The organism is Pseudomonas sp. IAC-BECa141 (assembly GCF_020544405.1).
Classification (GTDB): Bacteria; Pseudomonadota; Gammaproteobacteria; order Pseudomonadales; family Pseudomonadaceae; genus Aquipseudomonas.
The window spans coordinates 5,597,560-5,622,152 of sequence record NZ_CP065410.1; the positions used below are offsets into that span (position 1 = coordinate 5,597,560).

Here is a 24,593-nt window from a genome sequence, read left to right on the forward strand (position 1 = left end):
AGCACCGCTCATCACAGCGCCGACAGCTGCTCCATCGGCCAGCGCGCCTGCACACTGATCGCCAGGCTTTCCTGCTGACCGGCCTGCAAACGCTGGCAACCGGCAAACGCGATCATCGCGCCGTTATCGGTGCAAAACTGGGGACGGGCATAGAACACATCGCCCTTCATGTCGCCGAGCATTTTCTCCAGCGAAACACGCAACGCCTTGTTGGCACTGACGCCGCCGGCGATCACCAGGCGCTTCATGCCGGCCTGCTTAAGGGCACGCTTGCACTTGATGGTCAAAGTCTCCACCACGGCCTGCTGGAACGCCAGCGCGATGTCGCAACGGGCTTGCTCGCTGTCGTCCCCGGCGCTGACGCACTGCTGCCAGGTGTTGAGGGCGAAGGTCTTCAGGCCGCTGAAGCTGAAATCCAGACCCGGGCGATCACACATCGGACGCGGAAAGGTGAAACGTCCTGCGACGCCCTTCTCTGCCAGCTTGGCGATTTCCGGTCCGCCCGGATAATTCAGGCCCATCATTTTTGCGGTCTTGTCGAACGCTTCGCCCGCCGCATCGTCCAGCGTCTCGCCAAGCAGGCTGTATTGGCCGATACCATCGACCTGAACCAACTGCGTATGACCACCGGAGACCAACAAAGCGACGAACGGGAACTCCGGCGGCTTTGGTTCAAGCATCGGCGCCAGCAAGTGGCCTTCCATGTGGTGCACGCCGAGCGCCGGAATGCCCCAGGCAAAAGCCAGCGCCTGGGCGCAGGAAGCCCCCACCAGCAACGCCCCGACCAGGCCGGGACCCGCAGTGTAGGCGATGGCGTCGATCTCGGTCGGTACGCAATCGGACTCGGCCAGCACCTGACGAATCAGGGGCAGCATGCGCTTGACGTGATCGCGCGAAGCCAGCTCCGGCACGACGCCGCCATAGACGCGATGCAGGTCGATCTGACTGAACAGCGCGTCGGCCAGCAGGCCGCGCTCGCTGTCGTACAAAGCGACGCCGGTTTCGTCGCAGGAAGTTTCTAATCCCAGTACTAGCATGGGTTTGCGCCTTGTTTAGGCTGAATTCGAAGGCGCGCATAATAGTCGCCGCGTGATGCCCCGACCAGCGGTTTTCGATCAGAGGCTTTGCATTCCGAGCGATGAGGGGTTAACATCCGCAACCCTTAAAAACCGACGTCTTCAAGTGCTCTTTTGCCGCGAGGATGTTGACCCCGGTAATGAATGAAGGTAGCTCTGGATGCCAGCCGTCAAAGTTAAAGAGAACGAACCCTTCGACGTAGCTCTGCGTCGTTTCAAGCGCTCCTGCGAAAAAGCCGGTGTACTGGCTGAAGTTCGTAGCCGCGAATTTTACGAGAAGCCAACTTCTGAGCGTAAGCGCAAGGCAGCTGCTGCTGTTAAGCGTCACGCCAAGAAAGTTCAGCGCGAACAGCGCCGCGCCGTTCGTCTGTACTAATACACAGACGATCGTAGCAAGCTTCTGCCAAGCCCGGCCCTCAGCCGGGCTAATGGCATTTGCGTAAAACGCTTGATGCTTCACCGTCGAAGCCGCAGATGCGACCGAGACAAACCCGCTTCACCGCGTCAGGCCTGGCTCTTTTGCCAGCGGTGCACGTCTTTTCTGACGAGCCTTTCAAGGCTACTGACGAGCACACCCACTGATTCCTCTTACGACGATCAGCCCAAGGCACCTGCTGCGTGCCCGCTTCATGAGCTATCCGAGGCCGATTACAGGCCGTCAGCGGATTCAGCGCAACATTTTCGAATAGTCGAAGACTGATGAGTACTAACGTCAGTGAATTTTCGGCAGATACACTTCCCGACAGCGATTACGCAAACGACACCGGTCGAGCCGCCCCATGTGCGCGCATCACTCAATGACCCGCGTCCGGCGCCCTTTCGCATCGGACCCTTTACAGCGCAGACGAGAACGCCATGGCCGGGCTGATTCCCCAGAGCTTCATTGACGACCTTCTGAACCGCACCGACATCGTCGATGTGGTCAGCTCGCGCGTGCAATTGAAGAAGGCCGGCAAGAACTACACCGCCTGCTGCCCGTTCCATAAAGAGAAAACCCCGTCGTTCAGCGTCAGCCCCGACAAGCAGTTCTATTACTGCTTTGGCTGCGGCGCCGGCGGCAACGCCCTCGGCTTTCTCATGGATCACGACAACCTGGACTTCCCCCAGGCCGTCGAGGATCTGGCCAAAGCCGCCGGCATGGAAGTCCCGCGTGAAGAAGGCGGCCGCTCGAACAAACCGCGCCAACCGACCGACTCTCCGCTGTACCCGCTACTCACCGCCGCGGCCGACTTTTACCGGCAGGCTCTAAAGAGCCATCCGGCACGCAAGGCGGCGGTGGATTACCTCAAGGGACGCGGCCTGACCGGCGAGATCGCCCGAGACTTCGGCCTCGGATTTGCACCGCCGGGCTGGGACAACCTGCTCAAACACTTGAGCAGCGACACCTTGCAGCAGAAGGCCATGATCGAAGCCGGCCTGCTGATCGAGAATGCCGAAACCGGCAAACGCTATGACCGCTTCCGCGATCGCGTGATGTTCCCGATACGCGACACCCGCGGGCGGATCATCGCTTTCGGCGGCCGGGTGCTCGGCGACGACAAACCCAAATACCTGAACTCGCCGGAAACTCCGGTTTTCCATAAAGGCCAGGAACTCTACGGCCTTTACGAAGCCCGCAAAAACAATCGCAACCTTGACGAAATCATCGTCGTCGAGGGCTATATGGACGTCATCGCCCTCGCCCAGCAAGGCCTGCGCAATGCTGTGGCGACACTGGGCACCGCGACCAGCGAAGAACACCTCAAACGCCTGTTTCGCGTCGTGCCGAACGTGCTGTTTTGCTTTGACGGCGACCAGGCCGGCCGCAACGCCGCCTGGCGTGCGCTGGAAGCAACACTGTCCAGCCTGCAGGACGGGCGTCGTGCACGCTTTCTGTTTCTGCCTGAAGGCGAAGACCCGGATACGTTGATTCGTGCCGAGGGCACTGATGCCTTCCGCGCCCGGATCAATCAGCATGCTCAGCCGCTGGCGGACTACTTTTTCCAACAACTGACCGAAGAAGCCGACCCGCGCTCGCTGGAGGGCAAGGCCCACATGGCCACGCTCGCAGCACCGTTGATCGACAAGATCCCCGGCGCCAACCTGCGCATCCTGATGCGCCAGCGCCTGACCGAGATCACCGGCCTGAGCAGCGAAAGCGTCAGCCAGTTGGCCCAGAGCGCTCCGCAGGAAGCGCCGCCGGCCTACGACCCCGGCATCGATTACGACGCCATGCCGGACTACAGCGACTACCATCAGCCGCAGGCACAGGACATGTATGTGCCGCAGCAGGAATGGACGCCGAAGAAACCCGGCGCCGGCGGCAAGAAATGGGACAAGAAGCCATGGGACAAAAATGGCAAGCGTGGCGGTGATCGTGATCAACCACGTGCCCCACGCGTGCCGGCCGCCGTCGAACCACCGACACTGGCCGCCCTGAGAACCTTGCTGCATCACCCGCAACTGGCGGAAAAAGTCGAGAATGCCGGGCACTTCGCGGACGAGAACCAGACCAACGCACAACTTCTGGTGGCACTGCTTGAAGCCGTACAGAAGAATCCCAAGCTAAACTCATTTCAGTTGATCGCGCGATGGCACGGAACCGAACAGGGCCGCCTGCTCAAGGCGCTGGCGGAAAAGGAATGGTTGATTGACGGAGACAACCTTGAACAACAGTTTTTCGACACCATTACTAGCTTGTCAGCCCGCCAACGCGAGCGAAATCTGGAACAACTGCTCAGGAAAGCGCGTCAAAGCGAACTGAGCACTGATGAGAAAAATCAACTGCGCGACCTTTTAAGTCGCAATGTTTCCGCATCAAACCCGACCTCAACTGGCGCGTGAGGTCATAGCTCAGGTATAATCCTCGGCTTGTTTTTTGCCCGCCAAGACCTTCAGTGGATAGGGTGTTATGTCCGGAAAAGCGCAACAGCAGTCTCGTATTATTGAGTTGATCAAACTGGGTCGTGAGCAGAAGTATCTGACTTACGCCGAGGTCAACGACCACCTGCCCGAGGATATTTCAGATCCGGAGCAGGTGGAAGACATCATCCGCATGATTAACGACATGGGGATCCCCGTACACGAGAGTGCTCCGGATGCGGACGCCCTTATGCTGGCCGACGCCGATACCGACGAGGCCGCTGCGGAAGAAGCAGCCGCTGCGTTGGCGGCGGTGGAGACCGATATCGGTCGCACCACAGACCCGGTGCGCATGTACATGCGTGAAATGGGTACGGTCGAGCTTCTGACTCGTGAAGGCGAAATCGAAATCGCCAAGCGTATCGAAGAAGGCATCCGCGAAGTGATGAGCGCCATCGCGCACTTCCCTGGCACGGTTGACCATATTCTCTCCGAGTACACTCGCGTTACCACCGAAGGTGGTCGCCTGTCCGACGTTCTGAGCGGCTACATCGACCCGGACGACGGCATTACGCCGCCTGCCGCCGAAGTACCGCCGCCGATCGACGCGAAAGCGGCGAAAGCGGAAGAGTCCGACGACGATGACGATACCGAAGCTTCCGATGACGAAGAAGAAGCCGAAAGCGGTCCGGATCCGGTCATTGCTGCCCAGCGTTTCGGCGCCGTGGCCGACCAGATGGAAATCACCCGCAAGGCCCTGAAAAAGCACGGTCGTCACAACAAGGCGGCGATTGCTGAACTGTTGGCCCTGGCCGATCTGTTCATGCCGATCAAACTGGTGCCGAAGCAATTCGAAGCCCTGGTCGAGCGTGTTCGCAGTGCCCTGGATCGTCTGCGTCAGCAAGAGCGCGCGATCATGCAGCTGTGCGTACGTGATGCACGTATGCCGCGTGCCGACTTCCTGCGCCAGTTCCCGGGCAACGAAGTCGACGAAAGCTGGTCCGATGCCCTGGCCAAAGGCAAAAGCAAGTACGCCGAAGCCATCGCTCGCGTGCAACCGGACATCATCCGTTGCCAGCAGAAGCTGACCGCGTTGGAAACCGAGACCGGCCTGACCATCGCCGAGATCAAGGACATCAACCGCCGCATGTCGATCGGTGAGGCGAAAGCCCGCCGCGCGAAGAAAGAGATGGTTGAAGCGAACTTGCGTCTGGTGATCTCGATTGCCAAGAAGTACACCAACCGTGGCCTGCAATTCCTCGATCTGATCCAGGAAGGCAACATCGGTCTGATGAAAGCGGTGGACAAGTTCGAATACCGTCGTGGTTACAAGTTCTCGACTTATGCCACCTGGTGGATCCGTCAGGCGATCACTCGCTCGATCGCCGACCAGGCCCGCACCATCCGTATTCCGGTGCACATGATCGAGACGATCAACAAGCTCAACCGCATTTCCCGTCAGATGCTGCAGGAAATGGGTCGCGAACCGACCCCGGAAGAGCTGGGTGAACGCATGGAAATGCCTGAGGACAAGATCCGCAAGGTATTGAAGATCGCCAAAGAGCCGATCTCCATGGAAACCCCGATCGGTGATGACGAAGACTCCCATCTGGGTGACTTCATCGAAGACTCGACCATGCAGTCGCCAATCGATGTCGCCACTGTTGAGAGCCTGAAAGAAGCGACCCGCGAAGTGCTGTCCGGCCTTACTGCCCGTGAAGCCAAGGTACTGCGCATGCGTTTCGGTATCGACATGAACACCGACCATACGCTCGAAGAAGTCGGCAAACAGTTTGACGTGACCCGTGAGCGGATCCGTCAGATCGAAGCCAAGGCGCTGCGCAAGCTGCGCCACCCGACGCGAAGCGAGCATCTGCGCTCCTTCCTCGACGAGTGACACCATAACCCCCGGCCCAGGCCGGGGGTTTTGTTTATATGGCAGATTAAATACCCAGCTCCGCCCTCCCCCCGCGCACAGCCCGTCTACACTCGAAACATTCCCCCGAGCCATAACGAGACCGTTATGCCCAGACTGGCGTCCGTGCTTTTTTTGCTGTCACTGATGATCTGGACCGCAACGGCTGACGCGCTGACTCTGACCGATGAAGAACGTAGCTGGCTGGCGGCTCACCCGGACTTGCGACTGGGTGTCGATGCGTCGTGGCCGCCCTTCGAGTTTCGCGACGACCAGAACCGCTATCAGGGCCTGGCGGCGGACTATATCGATGTGATTCGCCAACGCCTGGCGGTCAAACTTACCCCCATCGAGCCGGTGAGCTGGACAGTCGTGCTCGAACAGGCGAAAAACGGCACGATCGACCTGCTGCCGGGCATCATGTCCACCCCGGAGCGCCAGAGCTACCTGTCTTTCACTCGCCCCTATCTCGACTTTCCGATCGTCATCCTCGCCCATGTCGGCGGCCCGCAACCGCGCAAGCTCGAGGAGCTTTACGGTTTGAAAATCGCCGTGGTCGAGAACTACGCGCCCCATGAGCTGCTGCGCACACATCATCCCGACCTGAATCTGGTGGCGATGCCCAACGTCAGCTCCGCGTTGCAGGCCTTGGCCACCGATGAAGTGGACGCGGTGGTCGGCGATCTGGCCTCCAGCGTCTGGAGCCTGCGTCAGCTCAAACTGGATGGTTTGTATGTCAGCGGCGAAACCCCTTACCGCTATCAACTGGCGATGGGCGTCCCGCGTGACAACAAGGTGCTGGTGGGGATTCTGGACAAGGTGCTGGCCGACATGTCCCCGGAGGAAATCAGCAGCATTCAGGAACATTGGGTCGGCAACGTCCTCGATCACCGGACATTCTGGTCGGATCTGCTGGTTTACGGTTTACCGGGGCTATTGCTTCTGGTCATCGTCCTGGCGATGGTGATCCGCATCAACCGTCGCCTGAGTTCGGAGATCGCCCGACGTATCGATCTCGAACAGGAACTGCGCAGCAGCGAATACCACTATCGCGGACTGGTTGAGAGTCTTTCGGCCATCGCCTGGGAAGCGCGGATCAGTGACTTCACCTACAGCTATGTTTCGCCCCACGCCGAGGATCTGCTCGGCTATCCGCTGTCCCATTGGCTGATTCCAGGCTTCTGGCGCAACATCATTCACCCCGCCGATCTGACTCGCGCCCAGAGCTTCTGTGATCACGAAGTGCTGGCCGGGCGCGATCACAGTCTCGATTACCGGGTGATCACCGCTGACGGCCGTTGTTTGTGGGTGCGTGACATTGTCAGCCTGATCGAACATGGCCACGAACCGGTGATGCGCGGCCTGATGATCGACATCAGCGAAACCAAGCGCACCGAAGAGGCGTTGCGCCTGTCGGAACAGAAATTCGCTTCGGTATTCCAGCAATGCCCGGACATTCTGGTCATCGCCCGGCTATCCGACGGCTGCCTGCTGGAGGTCAACGAAGCCTTCGAAGAACAGATCGGGCTGAAGGCCGAAGAGGTGATTGGCCAGACCGCTACCGAACTCAACATCTGGGGCATTCCCGGAGTCGGCCCGGGCCTGCTTCAGCGGCTGCAGGCCGGCAGCATTCGCAATCTGGAGATGCCCTTTCGCCGCAACAATGGCCAGGTGTTCACCGGGCTGATTTCCGCCGAACCCTTCGAGCTCGACACCACTCCCGCGCTGGTTGTGGTGGTCCGCGACATTACCCAGCTCAAGGAAACCCAACAGCAACTGCAAACTTCCGAAGAGAAGTTCGCCAAGGCCTTCCACGCCTCGCCAGACGGTCTGCTGCTGTCGCGCCAGAGCGATGGTCTGCTGCTGGAAGTCAACGAAGGTTTCAGTCGTATCACCGGTTTCAACAGCGCCATGTCGGTGGATCGCTCGACGCTGGACCTGGGAATCTGGGTCAACCTTAACGAACGCAAGCAAATGCTCGACCTGCTTCACCGCGACGGGTTCGTTCGCGACTTCAGCTGCCATATCCGCCGCAGCGACGGGCAGATCCGCCTCTGCGAGGTATCCAGCCGTCCGCTGCCGATCGGCGATGAAGATTGCATGCTGACCATCGCCCGGGACATTACCGAACGCCACCTGATGCAGGAAAAACTGCAACAGGCCGCGACCGTGTTCGAAAGCACTGCCGAGGGCGTGCTGATCACCGACACCCAGCAACACATCAGCGCGGTGAACCGGGCCTTCACCGAAATCACCGGCTACAGCGAAAGCGAAGCGCTCGGTCACACTCCGCGCCTGCTTGCATCTGGCCTGCACGACAGCGCGTTCTACGCGGCGATGTGGCATCAATTGACTGCCGAAGGTCATTGGCAGGGCGAAATCTCCAACCGGCGCAAGAACGGCGAGCTGTACCCGAGCTGGCTGACCATCAGCGCCGTGCGCAACCGCGACAAATTCATCACCCACTTCGTTGCTGTGTTCGCCGATATCTCCAGCCTCAAGCACGCCCAGGCCAAACTCGACTATCAGGCGCATCACGACCCGCTGACCGGCCTGCCGAACCGCACGCTGTTCGAAAGTCGCCTGTTGATGGCTCTCAATAGCCAGCAGGAAAACGGTGGTCAAGGTGCGGTGCTGTTTCTCGACCTCGACCGCTTCAAGCACATCAACGACAGCCTCGGTCACCCGGTCGGCGATCTGCTGCTCAAGGGGATCGCCGTGCGCCTGAAGGAGCAGCTGCGTGATATCGACACCGTCGCGCGCCTGGGGGGCGATGAATTCATCATTCTGTTGCCCGGCCTGCAACAGCCCGGCGATGCCGACAACATCGCCACCAAACTACTGAACTGCTTTGGCGCACCCTTCCAGGCCGGCGAGCATGAGTTCTTCATCAGCGCCAGCATCGGCACCAGCCTCTATCCGCGCGACGGCTGCGATGTTGCGACCCTGATCAAGAACGCGGACGCGGCGATGTATCGCTCCAAGGCCAAGGGCCGCAACCGGGTCGAAAGCTACACCCGCGATCTCACCGCCCAGGCCAGCGAGCGTGTGGCGCTGGAGCACGAACTTCGCCGAGCCATCGAGCGCGAGGAGTTGTACCTCTATTACCAACCGAAAATCAGCCTCGACGATCACAGTCTGGTCGGCGCCGAAGCCCTGATCCGCTGGCGCCACCCGAACTTCGGCGAAGTGCCGCCAGAGCACTTCATCCCGCTGGCGGAAGAGAACGGGATGATCCTGCAAATCGGCGACTGGGTGCTGGAAACCGCCTGCCGGCAGATGTTCGAGTGGGGCCAGATCTATGAATCTCTCGGCCCGCTGTCGGTGAACCTCGCCGGCGCGCAACTGCGACAGCCAAACCTGCTGGGACGCATCGAGCAACTGCTCAAGGACAACCGCCTGCGGCCGGAATTACTGCAACTGGAAATTACCGAAAACTTCATCATGAGCCAGGCCGAAGAAGCGCTGGCGGTGTTGCACCAGCTCAAACACCTGGGCGTGCAACTGGCCATCGACGACTTCGGCACCGGCTATTCTTCACTGAGTTATCTCAAACGCCTGCCACTGGACATCCTCAAGATCGACCAGTCTTTCGTCCGCGGCCTGCCCGACGACCCGCACGACGCGGCAATCGTGCGCGCAATCATCGCCCTGGGCCGCAGCATGCAATTCACCGTGATCGCCGAAGGCGTGGAAACCCAGGCCCAGCAACAATTCCTCACCGCCGAAGGCTGCGAACAGATCCAGGGCTACATCGTCAGCCTGCCGCTGCCACCTGAAGAGTTCGCCGCGACGTTTCTTCGTATAGCCGTATCAGATTTTTCGGATAGCACAGCCGAGAAACCGTCGCTATAATCCGCGGCCTACTGAGGGCCTATAGCTCAGTTGGTTAGAGCAGAGGACTCATAATCCTTTGGTCCACGGTTCAAGTCCGTGTGGGCCCACCAAACATGAAAAAGCCGCGCACTCGCGCGGCTTTTTTTCGCCAGTCGGTTGGCGTTTACGTTCTTCCCAAACGCAATGTTCGGAAGACTACCGCAAAGTCTGTAGGTTATTTCCCAAGCTGTGTTTTCACTCAGTTTTCGGCCTTGTTGGCCTTTTCTCCGAGCGAGTAATCTCCGGGCGCCGCTGTTCGCCAAGGATTACTTTCATGCTCGTGAATGCTGCGCCGCTGATAAAAGAATCTAGTGGCCAACAAACATGGATCGACTTAGCTCTGCCCGACCTGCGTACGCTGGCCAGGGAGCTTCGCTCAGCCGCAATTGATGAAGTGAAAAGGGCAGACGATGCGCAAGGAGCCCTCAGAATTCTCCTGGTTCACTTCGGATTCATCGATGAAGCGTTGCTCGCAGTTACCATCCTCACCCCGATCGGAAACGTTGCGGTCATGAGGGACAAACTTGCCCACATCGTCGAAAAACGCGCTGACTCACGAGAGCGCTACGTTCGGCATGCGATTGATACGCTGACGGGACCGTTTGAAATATGGAGAGTGCTGTACGACAACGGCGGATACCGCATGGCCTTCATCAATGCCTACGAGGCAAAGAATGACATGCTCGTCGTGGTGGATGTCAGGCACGGACATGTCCTGTGGAACTTCATGCATGCCCCGGCTAGAGCGATGAACAAGCACCGCCAAGGCGAGCTTCTCTACAAGAGATACGTTCTTCAGGACAAACAAAAAGGGGAGCCTGTTGGCTCCCCTTGAATATTTGAATCCTGATATTGGCATCCTCAGGAAATGGGATGAAGAGGTCTCACCTTACACCGATGTTGCAGCATCGCTGAGGTACCTACGTCTGCTGAAGCCCTGCAAGGCAGCAGATTTCGCGCTCTTGAGGCCATTTTTGATAAAGGCAGCAGGCAAGTCAAATCATTTGTCTGTTCTTTTGTTTCGGTAAAATCCCCCGATCCGATGACTGCCTAATCCCCCGCCGCTCAATCAGCGCTTACAAGCGCCTCGCGTGACGAGCCTGTAACATGCAGCCCCATTGATCCATACCGCTGGAGCCTGCCCTTGCCCGACATCCGCCCACCCGTGCTCGATGAAATCGACCGCCAGCTGATCGCCGCCCTGCAAATCAATGCCCGTGAGAGCGTGGCGATGCTGGCCCGGCAATTGGGGATCGCCCGTACCACCGTGACTTCGCGACTGGCGAGGCTGGAAAAGGCCAAGGTCATCACAGGTTATGGCGTGCGTCTGGGCCAACGCGTGGTGGATGGCGGTTTGCAGGCCTACGTCGGGATCAAGGTGCAGCCACGCTCCGGCAAAGAGGTACTGCGCCGCTTGAGCGCAATGGCTCAGGTACAGCAATTGTGCGCAGTGAGTGGCGAATTCGATTACGTGGCGTGGCTGCGTACTGATTCACCGGAACAGCTCGATCAGCTTCTGGATCAGATCGGCAGTGTAGACGGGGTAGAGAAGACCACGACGTCGATCATCCTCAGCAGCAAGATTGATCGCGGACATCCAGTCTGATCACTGCCTTCGTCATATTGCAGCATCAATGCTCAAAACGACGACACATTGCGTCTTATTAACGTGTTCTACGCTCCCTAGAATGGCTGGCATCTTTTCCTATACTCAGACGCGCATCCAGCGTCGGGTCGCCAGCAAGGTCAGCCATGAACAAGAACAATCGCCATCCTGCAGACGGTAAGAAACCAGTCACCATTTTTGGCCCGGACTTCCCTTTCGCCTTCGACGACTGGATTGAACACCCGGCCGGCCTCGGCAGCATTCCCGAGCACAATCACGGTGCCGAAGTGGCAATCGTCGGGGCCGGTATCGCCGGTCTGGTGGCGGCTTATGAGCTGATGAAACTCGGCTTGAAACCCGTCGTGTATGAGGCCTCGAAGCTCGGCGGCCGTCTGCGTTCGCAAGCGTTCAATGGCACCGATGGCATCGTCGCCGAACTCGGCGGCATGCGTTTTCCGGTGTCGTCCACCGCGTTCTATCACTACGTCGACAAACTCGGTCTGGAAACCAAGCCCTTCCCCAACCCGCTGACGGCGGCGTCCGGCAGTACCGTGATCGACCTGGAAGGCAAAACTCATTACGCACAAAGCCTGAAGGATCTTCCTGCACTGTTCCAGGAAGTTGCCGATGCCTGGGCTGACGCTCTGGAGGCCGGCTCGCAGTTTTCGGATATCCAGCAAGCGATTCGTGACCGTGACGTGCCACGCCTCAAAGAATTGTGGAACACCCTGGTGCCGCTATGGGACGACCGCACGTTCTACGACTTCGTCGCCACCTCCAAAGCTTTCGCCAAATTGTCGTTCCATCACCGCGAAGTGTTCGGCCAGGTCGGTTTCGGCACCGGCGGCTGGGATTCGGACTTCCCCAACTCGATGCTGGAAATTTTCCGCGTGGTGATGACCAACTGCGACGATCACCAACATCTGGTGGTCGGCGGTGTGGAACAAGTGCCACAGGGTATCTGGCGTCATGCGCCGGAGCGCTGCGTCCACTGGCCACAGGGCACCAGCCTGAAATCGCTGCACCACGGCGCACCGCGCTCCGGGGTAAAGAAAATTGCTCACGCACCCGACGGGCGTTTCGCAGTCACCGACAACAACGGCGACACCCGCGAATATGCGGCCGTACTGACCACCTGCCAGAGCTGGCTGCTGACCACCCAGATCGAATGCGACGAAACCCTGTTCTCGCAAAAGATGTGGATGGCACTGGACCGCACGCGCTACATGCAATCGTCGAAAACGTTCGTGATGGTCGACCGCCCGTTCTGGAAGGACAAGGATCCGGAAACCGGTCGCGATCTGATGAGCATGACCCTCACCGATCGCCTGACCCGTGGTACTTACCTGTTCGACAACGGCGACGATAAACCGGGCGTGATCTGCCTGTCGTACTCGTGGATGAGCGATGCGCTGAAGATGCTCCCGCACCCGGTGGAAAAACGCGTGAAGCTGGCGCTGGATGCGTTGAAGAAGATCTACCCGAAAGTCGACATCGCCGCGCGAATCATCGGCGATCCGATCACCGTATCGTGGGAAGCCGATCCGCACTTCCTCGGCGCGTTCAAGGGCGCCCTGCCCGGCCACTATCGCTACAACCAGCGCATGTACGCACACTTCATGCAGGACGACATGCCGCCGGAGCAGCGCGGGATTTTCATCGCCGGCGACGACGTGTCGTGGACGCCAGCGTGGGTCGAGGGCGCGGTGCAGACTTCGCTCAACGCGGTATGGGGAATCATGAAGCACTTCGGCGGGTCCACACATAAAGAGAACCCCGGCCCGGGAGATGTGTTCAACGACATCGGCCCGATCGCCCTGCCCGAGTAAGAGGAATCCCTGATGCGTGTAGCCCTTTACCAATGTCCACCGCTGCCACTGGAACCTGCTGCCAACCTCCAGCGCCTGCATCAACTGGCGATGGAGGCCAAAGGCGCCGATCTGCTGGTGGTGCCGGAAATGTTCCTGACCGGCTACAACATCGGCAAGGAGGCGGTTGCGACATTGGCCGAGGTCCACAACGGTGAATGGGCGCAGCAGATTGGACGAATCGCCAAGGCTGCCGGTCTGGCAATTCTTTACGGTTACCCGGAGCGAACCGCCGAAGGACAGATCTATAACGCCGTGCAACTGATCGACTCGAACGGTGAGCGCCTGTGCAATTACCGCAAGACGCATCTGTTCGGTGATCTGGACCGTTCGATGTTCAGCCCCGGCGATGGCGACTTTCCCATCGTCGAGCTCAACGGCTGGAAGCTCGGTTTTCTGATCTGCTACGACCTGGAATTCCCGGAAAACGCCCGGCGCCTGGCCCTCGAAGGCGCCGAGCTGATTCTGGTACCGACAGCCAACATGATTCCTTTCGACTTCATTGCCGATGTTTCCGTCCGCTCCCGCGCCTTTGAAAACCAGTGCTACGTGGCTTACGCCAACTACTGCGGCCACGAAGGCGACATCCATTACTGCGGACAAAGCAGCATTGCCGCGCCGGATGGCAGCCGCATCGCAAAGGCCGGACTGGACGAAGCACTGATCGTCGGCGAGCTGGATCGCCAGTTGATGGCCGACTCCCGTAGCGCCAACCGCTACTTCAACGACCGCCGCCCCGAACTTTACGACGCGCTCAGCAAGCGCTAATCCGCTAGCATTGGCACTTCACTGTTCTGGAAGTGCCCATGCCTGCGCCGACTCACCCCCGCCCCCACACCGAAACCCTGGCCAACGGCTTGCGCGTGACCCTGCGTCACGTGCCCGGCCTGAAGCGCAGCGCCGCTGCGTTGCGGGTGGCTGCCGGCAGTCATGACGTGCCATTGGCGTGGCCGGGGCTGGCGCATTTCCTTGAGCATTTGCTGTTCCTCGGCACCGAGCGCTTTCCTGCACAGCAAGGGCTGATGGCCTATGTACAAGGTCACGGCGGCCAGGTGAATGCCAGCACCCGCGAGCGCACCACCGATTTCTTCTTTGAGTTGCCGCCAGCGTCCTTCAGCGGTGGGCTGGAGCGCCTGTCAGACATGCTCGCCCATCCGCGTATGAATCCGGACGATCAGTTGCGGGAACGGGAAGTATTGCAGGCAGAGTTTATTGCGTGGTCGCAGGATGCGGCGGCTCAGCAGAAAGAGGCGCTGTTCGAGGGGCTGGCGGCAGCACATCCTTTGCGCGGCTTTCATGCCGGAAACCGCGAAAGCCTGCCGGTAGATCAAGCGGATTTTCAGCAGGCGTTGAAAGACTTTCATCAGCAGTTTTACCGCACCGGGCAGATGAGCCTGAGCCTGGTCGGGCCGCAGAGTGTTGAAGAACTGCGAGCGCTGGCCGAACAGTTTGCCGCCATGCTGACGCCAGGGGATAAAACTGCCCAGGCAGCGCCCGTTCGCTTGATGAATAATCCACAGGCAAGTTATCAACAGGCCGGCGATTGGCACGGCAACCTGCTGTTTGCGTTGGAGGAGTTGCCGGAGTCGTCGGCCGAAGCGCTGGCGTTTCTCTGTCACTGGTTGAACAGCGCCAAACCCGGCGGGTTGCTCGCGCATTTGCAGCAGATGGGGCTTGCGGAAGATTTACAGGCCTGTGTGCTGTATCAGTTTGCTGAGCAGGCGTTGCTGCATCTTCAATTCACGGCGGCATCCGGATCACTCGACGCCATCCAGGCACAGTTTCTCGACGGGCTGAGCTTCTTCGCTGCGCAGCAAGACTGGCCGGCACTTCGCGAGGAATATTCGGCACAGCATCAACGCCAGCAGCAGGTCAGCGGTGCATTGCAGCTTGCGCGACTAGACAGCGAACAACTCGAAAGAGGGCTTTCTGAATCAGCCGTTGCGGCGCTCAATGTGATTCTCGGCAAAATCGGCACTGTGGATAACTTCAGCAATCACTGGCACCTGCCCGCTGCCAACCCGTTTCTGCGCGCAGCCGAGCCGCTGGCCAACGCCGGACTTATCCGCGGCCAGACCAGCGCCCACCGAGGCCTGCGCACGTTTGCTCAGGATCGCTCGCGCAACCGCCGCGAACGTTCGCCGATGCAATTCAGCCAGGCGCTGCCGGACAACAGCGACGAAGGGGCGGTGTATGTGCGCTGGCAGACAGAGGCGGCGGCCACGGCCGAGCTGCAGGCGAAGCTGCAACGCAGTCTGCGGGAGGTTTCCGACGACGCACGTCTGGCCGGAGTCGAGTTGTCCTTCAGCGCCACAGGTAATCAGTGGCTGTTGAGACTCAACGGCCTGCAGGACACGCTGCCTGTTGTGCTGGAACACGCGCTGAAATCTCTGACACAAGTGGGCGTCGATTGCGCAAAAGGCGAACCGAAAACGGCGCTGATACCGATCCGCCAGCTGCTCAAAGTACTGCCCGAACTGTACCTGCCAGCGGTAGGCGAATCCGATGACGCCGCGCACCTGTGGGCAACTTCTCGCTGGGACGGTCTGGCTTTGGGGCTAAACCCACAGACCCAGTCAGCCATGGGCCTGGCCCTGAGCCGCATCCCGGGCATCCCGGACAATCAAATCCCCTCACCGTCGGCAATCCATAACGGATACCGGTGGAGTCAGATCGACAGCGCGTCCAGCGAACACGCCTTGCTGCTGTTCTGTCCGACCGCCAGCCGTGAAATCGACGACGAAGCCGCGTGGCGCCTGCTCGCCCACCTGTGCCAGACACCGTTTTACCAACGCCTGAGAGTCGAACTGCAATTGGGTTATGCGGTGTTCAGCGGCCTGCATCAGCTACACGGCCAGACCGGATTACTGTTCGGTGTGCAATCGCCCTCGGCCACCGCCGCGCAATTGCTCGAGCACATTCAGCAGTTTCTCGAAGGACTGCCAGCCCTTGTCGAACAACTCGACGACGCCGGCCTCGCCCGGCAACGCCAGACACTTTCCGATCAATTCGATGACAGCGTCCTGTCCGGCAAAGATGCGGCCGAGATCCTGTGGCAGGCTCGACTCGCCGGCCACTCGTCGGATTATCGGGTGCAATTGCGCAGCGCCATCGCTCGACTGGATCGCCCGGCATTGCTGAACGCCGCACAACGTCTGATCCGCGCCGAAGGCGGCTGGCACGGTCTGGCCAACGGCCCTGCGCCAGGCGCGCCATGGCAATCGGCAAAATGATCATTACCGGGGCTGCAAGGAGCTTTCTCAAAGATTCACGGGCCAACCTTCTGAAATTTTGAGTAACATAGCCACCTAACTATTTGGAACATCCCTGCGCTGCCGTGGACTATACCTATGGATAGCGCTATCTCACCCACCTGAAAAAGGAGTCACCCGATGGCCTGGACCAAACCTGCTTACACCGACCTGCGCATCGGCTTCGAAGTCACCATGTACTTCGCCAGCCGCTGAGTCCTGCCTCAAGCAGAACACTGCAGTGCAACGCCTCGGCTCGCCGGGGCGTTTTATTTTCAGCGTTGAAATGATGGAGCGTTCATGTTCGTCCAGATTCTGGGTTCGGCCGCCGGTGGCGGTTTTCCGCAGTGGAACTGCAACTGCGTCAATTGCGCCGGTTTTCGCGACGGCAGCCTGAATGCCCAGGCCCGTACCCAATCGTCCATCGCGATTTCCGATGACGGCGTGAATTGGGTGCTGTGCAATGCCTCGCCGGACATCCGCGCGCAGCTCCAGAGCTTCGCCCCGATGCAACCGGGCCGTGCCCTGCGTGACACCGGCATCAGCGCGATCATCTTGATGGACAGCCAGATCGACCACACCACCGGCCTGCTCAGCCTGCGCGAAGGCTGCCCGCATCAGGTCTGGTGCACGGACATGGTTCACGAAGACCTGAGCACCGGTTTCCCGCTGTTCACCATGCTCAAGCACTGGAACGGCGGGCTCGACTGGAACCGCATCGAACTCGACCAAAGCTTCACCGTCGCCGCCTGCCCGAACCTGCGCTTCACCCCGCTGCCGCTGCGCAGCGCCGCGCCGCCCTACTCGCCGCACCGCTTCGACCCGCACCCGGGCGACAACATCGGCCTGATCGTCGAAGACCTCAGCACCGGCGGCAAACTGTTCTATGCGCCAGGCCTGGGCAAGGTCGACGCGCCGCTGCTGGAAATCATGGCCGGCAGCGATTGCGTACTGGTGGACGGGACGATGTGGGACGACGATGAAATGCAGCGCCGTGGTGTCGGCACCCGCACCGGCCGCGAAATGGGCCACCTGGCGCAGAACGGCCCCGGCGGCATGCTCGAAGTGCTGGAACAGCTTCCCGAGCAGCGCAAGGTGCTTATCCACATCAACAACACCAACCCGATTCTCGACGAGGACTCCCCGGAACGCGCGGAGCTGGTTCGGCGCAATGTTGAAGTGGCGTATGACGGCATGAGTATTGTGCTGTAGCTGAGGGCCTCATCGCTGGCCAGTCGAAGGCGTCCTGACAGACACCAAAGAATCCAATGGTTGTTCCCGGAGAACAGACATGACTGACACTCCAATGTCCCCCGCCGAATTCGAAGCGGCCCTGCGCGCCAAGGGCGCCTATTACCACATTCATCACCCGTATCACGTGGCGATGTATGAAGGCCGCGCCACCCGTGAGCAGATCCAGGGTTGGGTCGCCAACCGCTTCTACTATCAGGTGAACATTCCCCTGAAAGACGCAGCGATCCTCGCCAACTGCCCGGATCGCGAGATCCGCCGCGAGTGGATCCAGCGGCTGCTCGACCACGACGGCGCTCCCGGTGAAGACGGCGGCATCGAAGCCTGGCTGCGACTGGGCCAGGCCGTCGGTCTCGATCCGGCTCAATTGCGCTCCCAGGAACTGGTGCTGCCCGGCGTTCGGTTCGCCGTCGATGCCTACGTCAACTTCGCCCGCCGTGCCAGTTGGCAGGAAGCCGCCAGCAGCTCGTTGACCGAACTGTTCGCGCCGCAGATTCACCAGTCGCGGCTCGACAGCTGGCCGCAGCATTACCCGTGGATCGACCCGGCCGGCTACGAATATTTCCGCACCCGTCTCGGTCAGGCCCGACGCGATGTCGAGCATGGTCTGGCGATCACGCTGGAGCACTACAAGACTCGCGAAGGCCAGGAACGCATGCTGGAAATTCTCCAGTTCAAACTGGACATCCTTTGGAGCATGCTCGATGCCATGAGCATGGCCTACGAACTGAACCGCCCGCCGTATCACAGCGTCACCGATCAACGGGTCTGGCATAAAGGAATCGCCTTATGAGTTTCGACCGCAGCAAGACCCCGAACTGGCGTCCCGGCTACCGTTTCCAGTACGAACCGGCCCAGAAAGGCCATGTGCTGCTGTACCCGGAGGGCATGATCAAGCTCAACGAAAGTGCCGCGCTGATCGGCGGCCTGATCGACGGTGAGCGGGATGTCGCGGCGATCATCGCCGAACTCGACAAACAGTTTCCCGGCGTACCCGAGCTCGGTGACGACATCGAGCAATTCATGGAGGTTGCCCGTGCGCAGCACTGGATCGAACTTGCCTGAGTCCTCGGTGCAAGTCCCGGCCAAACCGGAAATCGGCCTGCCGCTATGGCTGCTCGCCGAGCTGACTTATCGCTGCCCGCTGCAATGCCCGTACTGCTCCAATCCGCTGGATTTTGCCGGGCAGGGCAAAGAGCTGAGCACCGAGCAGTGGATCAAGGTGTTCCGTGAAGCGCGGGAGATGGGTGCGGCGCAACTGGGCTTTTCCGGCGGTGAACCGCTGGTGCGCCAGGACCTTGCCGAGCTGATCCGTGAAGCGCGCCAGTTGGGTTTCTACACCAACCTGATCACCTCCGGCATCGGCCTGACCGAGCAGAAGATCAGCGACTTCAAGAAGGCCGGGCTCGATCACATCCAGATCAGTTTCCAGGCCAGCGACGAGCAAGTGAACAACCTGCTCGCCGGCTCGAAAAAAGCCTTCGCGCAGAAACTGGAAATGGCCCGCGCCGTGAAAGCCCACGGCTATCCGATGGTGCTGAACTTCGTCACTCATCGGCACAACATCGACAAGATCGACCGCATCATCGAGCTGTGCATCGCGCTGGAAGCGGACTTCGTCGAACTCGCCACGTGCCAGTTCTACGGCTGGGCGCAGCTCAATCGTGTCGGCCTGTTGCCGACCAGGGAACAACTGGTCCGCGCCGAACGCATCACCAACGAATACCGCGCCAAGCTGGAGGCCGAAGGGCATCCGTGCAAACTGATTTTCGTCACCCCGGACTATTACGAAGAGCGCCCGAAAGCCTGCATGAACGGCTGGGGCAGTCTGTTTCTGACGGTCACACCGGACGGCACCGCCCTGCCCTGTCATGGCGCCCGACAGCTGCCGGTGCAATTTCCCAATGTGCGCGACCACAGCATGCAGCACATCTGGTACGACTCGTTCGGCTTCAACCGTTTCCGCGGCTACGATTGGATGCCCGAGCCGTGCCGCTCCTGCGATGAAAAGGAACAGGATTTCGGCGGCTGCCGCTGCCAGGCCTTCATGCTCACCGGCGATGCCAGCAATGCCGATCCGGTGTGCAGCAAGTCCGAACATCACGGTGTGATTCTCAAGGCCCGCGAAGAAGCCGAGCACGCCACCCAGACCATCGAACAACTGGCCTTTCGCAATGAACGAAACTCGCGCCTCATCGCCAAAGGCTGAGCCTTTCAGCGCCACTGCCGCCGTTGCTGCCGGTGTGGATTTCGCCGAACTGCAGCTCGGCGCCCATGGTTTGTTCTGGAACGAATACCGGCCGGCAGACGCCGCGTGCCGGATCTGGCACTGGCGCGATGGCTCGGCGAAATGTCTGACACCCGCGGGTTTCAGCGTGCGCAGTCGGGTGTACGAATATGGCGGTGGGGCGTTTTGTCTGACGCCTGAGGGAGTGGTTTTCGTCAACGAGGCGGACCAGCAGTTGTACCGACAGGCGCTGGACGGCGAACCCGTAGCATTGACGTCCGGGGAATGCCGATATGGTGATCTGCATTTTGCCAACGGGCAGGTGCTGGCTGTTGAAGAGAACGGTGATCGGCATCGGCTGGTGGCTATTGATCTGGCGAGTGGCGAACGCCACAGGCTGGTTGATGGCGCGGATTTTTACGCGTCGCCCATTATCAGCCCGGACGGCCAACGCCTTGCATGGATCGAGTGGAGCCGCCCGCATCAGCCATGGACCTCCACCCGACTGATGCTCGCCGAACGCTCGGACAACGAATTTTCCGCGCCGCGTTGCGTGGCCGGTGAAGCACTTGAAGAGTCGATCCAGCAACCGCGTTTCGATGCCAACGGCCGACTGGGCTGTCTGACCGATCGTGGTGGTTATTGGCAACCGTGGGTCGAGTCGACAGACGGCTTGCAGCCGTTAACCAGCGCCGAAGCCGATCACGCGCCAGCCCCATGGCAACTCGGCGGCTGCACCTGGCTGCCCACCGACGACAGCTTTATGGCGAGTTGGAGCGAAGGTGGTTTCGGGCGTCTGGCACTCAACGGTGAAGACTTCACCGGCAACTACAGCCGTTTCCGTCATCTGGCTGTCGATGATCAATTCATTTACTGCATTGCCGCCTCACCGATCAGCCCTTCAGCGGTGATCGCCATTGACCGCGATTCGCGCAGAGTGAACATCCTGGCCGGCGGTGTCGCACCGCTGCCCGCCGAGCACATCAGCCGCCCGCAAACCCTGCGCTACCCCAGCGGTTCGGGTGAAGCGCACGGTTTCTTTTACCCGGCCACGAATGGTGATGTGAAACCGCCGCTGGTGGTCTTCATCCACGGCGGCCCGACGTCGGCGTGCTACCCGATGCTCGACCCGCGCATCCAGTACTGGACGCAACGCGGCTTCGCCGTCGCGGACCTCAATTACCGAGGCAGCAGCGGCTATGGCCGGGAGTATCGACAGGCGCTGCATCTGAGTTGGGGGGCGGTGGATGTCGAGGACGCCTGTGCGGTGGTGGCCTACCTGAATGATCGCGGCATGATCGATGGCGACCGTGCATTCATCCGTGGCGGCAGCGCCGGTGGTTACACGACGCTATGTGCCCTGGCGTTCCATCAGGTATTCCGCGCCGGTGCCAGCCTTTATGGCGTCAGTGACCCGGTTGCTCTCGGTCGCGCGACACACAAGTTCGAAGGCGATTACCTGGACTGGCTGATCGGCGATCCGGAGCAGGACGCCGAGCGCTACGCCGCCCGCACGCCATTGCTGCACGCCGGCAACATTCGCGTGCCGATGATTTTCTTTCAGGGCGAACTGGATGCCGTCGTCGTACCGCAACAGACCCGCGACATGGTCGCGGCCCTGGAGCAAAACGGCATTGAGGTAGAAGCGCATTACTACGCCGATGAGCGCCACGGCTTCCGCCAGGCCGCCAATCAGGCCCATGCGCTGGAGCAGGAATGGCGGTTCTATCGGCGAGTAATGGGTTTGACGGTCTGAGACTCAGCGCTTGGCGATGATGTACACCGCGTGCACGATCCCCGGGATATAACCGCACAGCGTCAGCAGAATGTTCAGCCAGAACGCGCCGCCGAACCCGACTTGCAGAAACACGCCCAGTGGCGGCAACAGAATGGCGATGATGATGCGGATAAAGTCCATGGGGCAGCTCCTGATTGGGGGTTGGCTCACCTGAGCCATACAAGCTAATCGACCTGTGCCGTTTGTCAGGGTTCAGTGCAACCCGCGATCTCGCCATTTGAATGCCATTACCCGGCTACAAAAAAACGCCCCACGCCAAAAGAATCAGGCGTGGGGCGTGCGTTATACCGCGAGACGGTTCTTGAATTCGGGTGGGAAGCTTCAGGTCAAACGGCAATTCCTTTGCGGCATTGCAGTTGCGCCGTGCGTACCCGGGAGAAGGCGCGGGCCAGGCGCAGGAGCATTTCGTCGATGTTGGCCTTGCTGACGTTGAGCGCCGGGGTGAAGCGCAGGCAGTCGGCTTGTGGGGCGTTGAGCAGTAAGCCTTCGTGAAGCGCGGCTTTTACCACGGCTTCGGCGGAGTCTTCCGACAGGGTCAGTCCCCAGAACAACCCTTGTCCACGCAACTCGCCATGTTCATAACGATGGGCCAGACGGGCGAGCCCTTCGCGCAGGTGCTGGCCGTTGTCCCGGATTTGTTCGAGGAATGCGCGGTCCTGCACGCTGTCGAGCACCACCAGCCCTGCGGCGGTCATTAACGCGTTGCCGTGATGAGTGCCGCCCAACTCGCCGGAATCGAAACAGCAGGCCTTGCCTCGCGCCAGCAACGCCGCCAAGGGAACACCACCGCCAAGGCCTTTGCCGAGCACGACGATATCGGCGCGCACGCCGTAGGATTGTTCGGCGAGCAAGGTGCCGCAGCGGCCGATGCCGGTCTGAACCTCGTCCAGGATCAGCAAAATCCCCAGCTCACGGCACAGACGCTCGACACCCTTGAGGTAATGCTCGGTGGCAGGAATCACACCGGCATCGCTCTGGATCGGTTCGAGCATGATTGCCACGGTCTGCGCATCGACTGCGGCATGCAGCGCCGGCAGATCGTTGAACGGCACCAGATCGAAACCCGGCAGCAACGGTGCGAAGCGGTTGTGCAGGTTGCAACTGTCCGACGCCGAAATCGTCGCCAGACTACGTCCGTGACAGCCTTGTCTGGCGACAATGATCCGCGAGGCGCCGCCGCGATGCAGTTGGCCCCATTTGCGCGCCAGTTTGATTGCCGCTTCACAAGCTTCACTGCCACTGTTGAGCAGATAAGCTTGATCGCTGGCAGTGCTGGCACACAGGCGTTCGGCCAGGCTGAGCATGCCGCGGTTATGCAGATTGAAACCGGGATTGATTAACGCTTGAGCCTGGTTGGCGATCGCCTTGACCAGCGCCGAAGGGCTGTGGCCTAGGCTGTTGGCACCACCAGCCTGGGAAAAGTCCAGGTAGGCGCGATCATTGCTGTCCCACAGCCAGGAGCCCTGACCACGAACGAATACCTGCTGCGGGCGCTCGACGCTGGGCATCAGGCGCTCGGCACTCAAGCCATCAGCGGCGTCCGATTCCCGGGTTTCAAAAGACAGGTCATCGAGGCTCGGCGTCTGGCGCCGCAAACTGAACAGATTCATTGAAAAAAACCTCGATCGAGGTTTTTTGAACTGCCTATGTAAACACTTTCAAAACAAACGCTGGTCATTGCGCTTTCCGGCCCTGCAAGCCTTGTGAATGCGGTTAGACTAGGCCCGTTTACGGCGTCGAGCCATTTCGATTTCCCAGCATTTTCAATAAGTGTTACTTATGGATTTCAAACAACTGCGTTATTTCGTCGCGGTCTACGAAGAAGGTCATGTCGGACGCGCCGCCGAGCGCCTGTCGATCTCTCAACCCGCGTTGTCCCAGCAGATTCGCCACCTGGAACAAAACCTCGACGTCACCCTGTTCGAACGCAGCAGCAAACGCCTGTTGCCGACGCTCGCCGCCCACACCTTGTACAACCACGCCCTGCCGCTGCTCGACGGCATGCAGCGGGCGCGTGAGGCGCTGGGCAACTTCAAGGGTCAGGCATTGCGGACACTGGCGATCGGCGTTCTGCAGACCGTGCACACCAGCCTGGTGCCGCAAATGCTCGAGCGCGTGCGCAAGGCCCAGCCGCATCTGGTGGTGCAGATTTATGAATTGACGGGGCTGGAGATCGAACGGCGTCTGCTCAATGGCCTGCTGGATATCGGCATCAGCTATCTGCCGCCACGGCAGCCCGGTCTGCACGGCGTAATGTTGTACGAAGATGAACTGACACTGGTCATTCCAGCGGATCATCCGCTGCGGGAATTCAAGAAAGTCTCGATGAGTCAGGCGGCCGAATTACCGATGTTGCTATTGGGTGAAGAGTTTCAGATCCGCCAGATCTGGCAGGCGCAATTGGCCAATCTCGGACGACGCCCGCAAGTGCAGGCGGAACTGAACAATATGGTGGGGATTCTCGACAGCCTGCCGCACACACGTCTGGCGACGGTGCTGCCCGGTCGTTCGCAAAAGGAGTACGACGATCAGGATCTGCTGTGGAAACCGTTGAGTGAGCCGCGTGTGCCGTTGAAGGTCGGGCTGGTGTGTCGCGATGTGCAGCGCCAACAGGCACCATTGGCCTTGCTGCGAACGTTGCTGGAAGAGGTGATGCAGCGTGAGGACAAACCGCTGAAAGGTACGCCGCCACTGGATGCGCTGAACTGAAAACTTTTTTGCGGGCATAAGAAAACCCCGCCGAAGCGGGGCTTTGCAGACTGTTTCCCTGACATCCATTTCACTCCGCCACCCTGGCAGAATCCTACGTGTCCGTGTTGTTACTTTGCGCTTCCTGCGCGACGTCCATGGAAAGTAGATTAGCTCTGGATCCAATCTTCGCCTA

General features: G+C 60.1%; 19 protein-coding genes and 1 tRNA gene. 17 read left to right on the forward strand and 3 right to left on the reverse strand.

Annotation, left to right across the window (positions count from 1 at the left end):
* Positions 1-11 precede the first annotated feature (11 nt).
* A complete protein-coding gene (gene tsaD, locus I5961_RS25735; protein ID WP_085697721.1) occupies positions 12-1,037 on the reverse strand; it encodes a tRNA (adenosine(37)-N6)-threonylcarbamoyltransferase complex transferase subunit TsaD in 1,026 nt (341 codons plus the stop codon).
* 199 nt (positions 1,038-1,236) lie between these two features.
* Here tsaD and rpsU point away from each other — a divergent pair, with 199 nt between their 5' ends.
* The 16 genes from rpsU (at position 1,237) to I5961_RS25815 (ending at position 21,667) form a co-directional block, all read left to right on the forward strand.
* Positions 1,237-1,452 carry a 30S ribosomal protein S21 gene (gene rpsU / locus I5961_RS25740; RefSeq protein ID WP_002551877.1) on the forward strand — a complete coding sequence of 72 codons (216 nt, stop codon included), beginning with the start codon at positions 1,237-1,239 and terminating at the stop codon, positions 1,450-1,452.
* A 479-nt stretch (positions 1,453-1,931) separates the two neighbouring features.
* Complete coding sequence (gene dnaG / locus I5961_RS25745; RefSeq protein ID WP_085702834.1) at positions 1,932-3,899, forward strand: DNA primase; 1,968 nt, start codon at positions 1,932-1,934, stop codon at positions 3,897-3,899.
* 67 nt (positions 3,900-3,966) lie between these two features.
* The gene (rpoD, locus tag I5961_RS25750; RefSeq protein ID WP_085697723.1) at positions 3,967-5,814 is read left to right on the forward strand and encodes an RNA polymerase sigma factor RpoD; all 1,848 of its coding nucleotides are present in this window, start codon (positions 3,967-3,969) and stop codon (positions 5,812-5,814) included.
* A 126-nt stretch (positions 5,815-5,940) separates the two neighbouring features.
* On the forward strand, positions 5,941-9,687 hold the full coding sequence (locus tag I5961_RS25755; protein WP_085697724.1) for a bifunctional diguanylate cyclase/phosphodiesterase: 3,747 nt from the start codon (positions 5,941-5,943) through the stop codon (positions 9,685-9,687).
* Positions 9,688-9,702: 15 nt separating this feature from the next.
* Positions 9,703-9,779: transfer RNA gene (locus I5961_RS25760), tRNA-Ile, on the forward strand.
* Between the two features lie 203 nt (positions 9,780-9,982).
* A complete protein-coding gene (locus I5961_RS25765; protein WP_085702835.1) occupies positions 9,983-10,543 on the forward strand; it encodes a PBECR2 nuclease fold domain-containing protein in 561 nt (186 codons plus the stop codon).
* A gap of 309 nt (positions 10,544-10,852) precedes the next feature.
* Positions 10,853-11,314, forward strand: coding sequence for an Lrp/AsnC family transcriptional regulator (locus tag I5961_RS25770; RefSeq protein WP_007959884.1), 462 nt, complete (start codon positions 10,853-10,855; stop codon positions 11,312-11,314).
* A 146-nt stretch (positions 11,315-11,460) separates the two neighbouring features.
* Complete coding sequence (locus tag I5961_RS25775) at positions 11,461-13,143, forward strand: flavin monoamine oxidase family protein (protein WP_085702836.1); 1,683 nt, start codon at positions 11,461-11,463, stop codon at positions 13,141-13,143.
* A gap of 12 nt (positions 13,144-13,155) precedes the next feature.
* Positions 13,156-13,950, forward strand: coding sequence for a carbon-nitrogen hydrolase family protein (locus tag I5961_RS25780; RefSeq protein ID WP_085702837.1), 795 nt, complete (start codon positions 13,156-13,158; stop codon positions 13,948-13,950).
* A 38-nt stretch (positions 13,951-13,988) separates the two neighbouring features.
* Positions 13,989-16,415 carry a pyrroloquinoline quinone biosynthesis protein PqqF gene (gene pqqF, locus I5961_RS25785; protein ID WP_227233702.1) on the forward strand — a complete coding sequence of 809 codons (2,427 nt, stop codon included), beginning with the start codon at positions 13,989-13,991 and terminating at the stop codon, positions 16,413-16,415.
* Positions 16,416-16,574: 159 nt separating this feature from the next.
* On the forward strand, positions 16,575-16,649 hold the full coding sequence (gene pqqA / locus I5961_RS25790) for a pyrroloquinoline quinone precursor peptide PqqA (RefSeq protein WP_003444522.1): 75 nt from the start codon (positions 16,575-16,577) through the stop codon (positions 16,647-16,649).
* Positions 16,650-16,733: 84 nt separating this feature from the next.
* Positions 16,734-17,645, forward strand: coding sequence for a pyrroloquinoline quinone biosynthesis protein PqqB (pqqB, locus tag I5961_RS25795; protein WP_007959878.1), 912 nt, complete (start codon positions 16,734-16,736; stop codon positions 17,643-17,645).
* Positions 17,646-17,724: 79 nt separating this feature from the next.
* Positions 17,725-18,477 (forward strand): pyrroloquinoline-quinone synthase PqqC, encoded by a 753-nt coding sequence (gene pqqC / locus I5961_RS25800; protein WP_085702840.1) that lies wholly within the window; start codon positions 17,725-17,727, stop codon positions 18,475-18,477.
* Positions 18,474-18,749: a pyrroloquinoline quinone biosynthesis peptide chaperone PqqD gene (gene pqqD / locus I5961_RS25805; protein WP_085688496.1), complete on the forward strand. Its 276-nt coding sequence runs from the start codon at positions 18,474-18,476 to the stop codon at positions 18,747-18,749. Before pqqC ends, pqqD begins: the two co-directional genes overlap by 4 nt.
* Positions 18,750-18,756: 7 nt before the next feature.
* On the forward strand, positions 18,757-19,893 hold the full coding sequence (pqqE, locus tag I5961_RS25810) for a pyrroloquinoline quinone biosynthesis protein PqqE (RefSeq protein ID WP_371918973.1): 1,137 nt from the start codon (positions 18,757-18,759) through the stop codon (positions 19,891-19,893).
* A complete protein-coding gene (locus I5961_RS25815) occupies positions 19,859-21,667 on the forward strand; it encodes a S9 family peptidase (protein WP_227233703.1) in 1,809 nt (602 codons plus the stop codon). Before pqqE ends, I5961_RS25815 begins: the two co-directional genes overlap by 35 nt.
* Positions 21,668-21,670: 3 nt before the next feature.
* Here I5961_RS25815 and I5961_RS25820 read toward each other — a convergent pair whose 3' ends face one another.
* Positions 21,671-21,829, reverse strand: coding sequence for a YqaE/Pmp3 family membrane protein (locus I5961_RS25820; RefSeq protein WP_003228885.1), 159 nt, complete (start codon positions 21,827-21,829; stop codon positions 21,671-21,673).
* Between the two features lie 206 nt (positions 21,830-22,035).
* Positions 22,036-23,319 carry an aspartate aminotransferase family protein gene (locus I5961_RS25825; protein ID WP_227233705.1) on the reverse strand — a complete coding sequence of 428 codons (1,284 nt, stop codon included), beginning with the start codon at positions 23,317-23,319 and terminating at the stop codon, positions 22,036-22,038.
* A gap of 169 nt (positions 23,320-23,488) precedes the next feature.
* Here I5961_RS25825 and I5961_RS25830 point away from each other — a divergent pair, with 169 nt between their 5' ends.
* Positions 23,489-24,418: a LysR family transcriptional regulator gene (locus I5961_RS25830; RefSeq protein ID WP_085697732.1), complete on the forward strand. Its 930-nt coding sequence runs from the start codon at positions 23,489-23,491 to the stop codon at positions 24,416-24,418.
* Positions 24,419-24,593 lie beyond the last annotated feature (175 nt).

Coding starts and splice junctions, on each gene's coding strand:
- tsaD (WP_085697721.1), bottom strand. CDS start 1,037: ATGCTAGTACTGGGATTAGAAACTTCCTGCGACGAAACCGGCGTCGCT.
- rpsU (WP_002551877.1), top strand. CDS start 1,237: ATGCCAGCCGTCAAAGTTAAAGAGAACGAACCCTTCGACGTAGCTCTG.
- dnaG (WP_085702834.1), top strand. CDS start 1,932: ATGGCCGGGCTGATTCCCCAGAGCTTCATTGACGACCTTCTGAACCGC.
- rpoD (WP_085697723.1), top strand. CDS start 3,967: ATGTCCGGAAAAGCGCAACAGCAGTCTCGTATTATTGAGTTGATCAAA.
- I5961_RS25755 (WP_085697724.1), top strand. CDS start 5,941: ATGCCCAGACTGGCGTCCGTGCTTTTTTTGCTGTCACTGATGATCTGG.
- I5961_RS25765 (WP_085702835.1), top strand. CDS start 9,983: ATGCTCGTGAATGCTGCGCCGCTGATAAAAGAATCTAGTGGCCAACAA.
- I5961_RS25775 (WP_085702836.1), top strand. CDS start 11,461: ATGAACAAGAACAATCGCCATCCTGCAGACGGTAAGAAACCAGTCACC.
- I5961_RS25780 (WP_085702837.1), top strand. CDS start 13,156: ATGCGTGTAGCCCTTTACCAATGTCCACCGCTGCCACTGGAACCTGCT.
- pqqF (WP_227233702.1), top strand. CDS start 13,989: ATGCCTGCGCCGACTCACCCCCGCCCCCACACCGAAACCCTGGCCAAC.
- pqqB (WP_007959878.1), top strand. CDS start 16,734: ATGTTCGTCCAGATTCTGGGTTCGGCCGCCGGTGGCGGTTTTCCGCAG.
- pqqC (WP_085702840.1), top strand. CDS start 17,725: ATGACTGACACTCCAATGTCCCCCGCCGAATTCGAAGCGGCCCTGCGC.
- pqqD (WP_085688496.1), top strand. CDS start 18,474: ATGAGTTTCGACCGCAGCAAGACCCCGAACTGGCGTCCCGGCTACCGT.
- I5961_RS25815 (WP_227233703.1), top strand. CDS start 19,859: ATGAACGAAACTCGCGCCTCATCGCCAAAGGCTGAGCCTTTCAGCGCC.
- I5961_RS25820 (WP_003228885.1), bottom strand. CDS start 21,829: ATGGACTTTATCCGCATCATCATCGCCATTCTGTTGCCGCCACTGGGC.
- I5961_RS25825 (WP_227233705.1), bottom strand. CDS start 23,319: ATGAATCTGTTCAGTTTGCGGCGCCAGACGCCGAGCCTCGATGACCTG.
- I5961_RS25830 (WP_085697732.1), top strand. CDS start 23,489: ATGGATTTCAAACAACTGCGTTATTTCGTCGCGGTCTACGAAGAAGGT.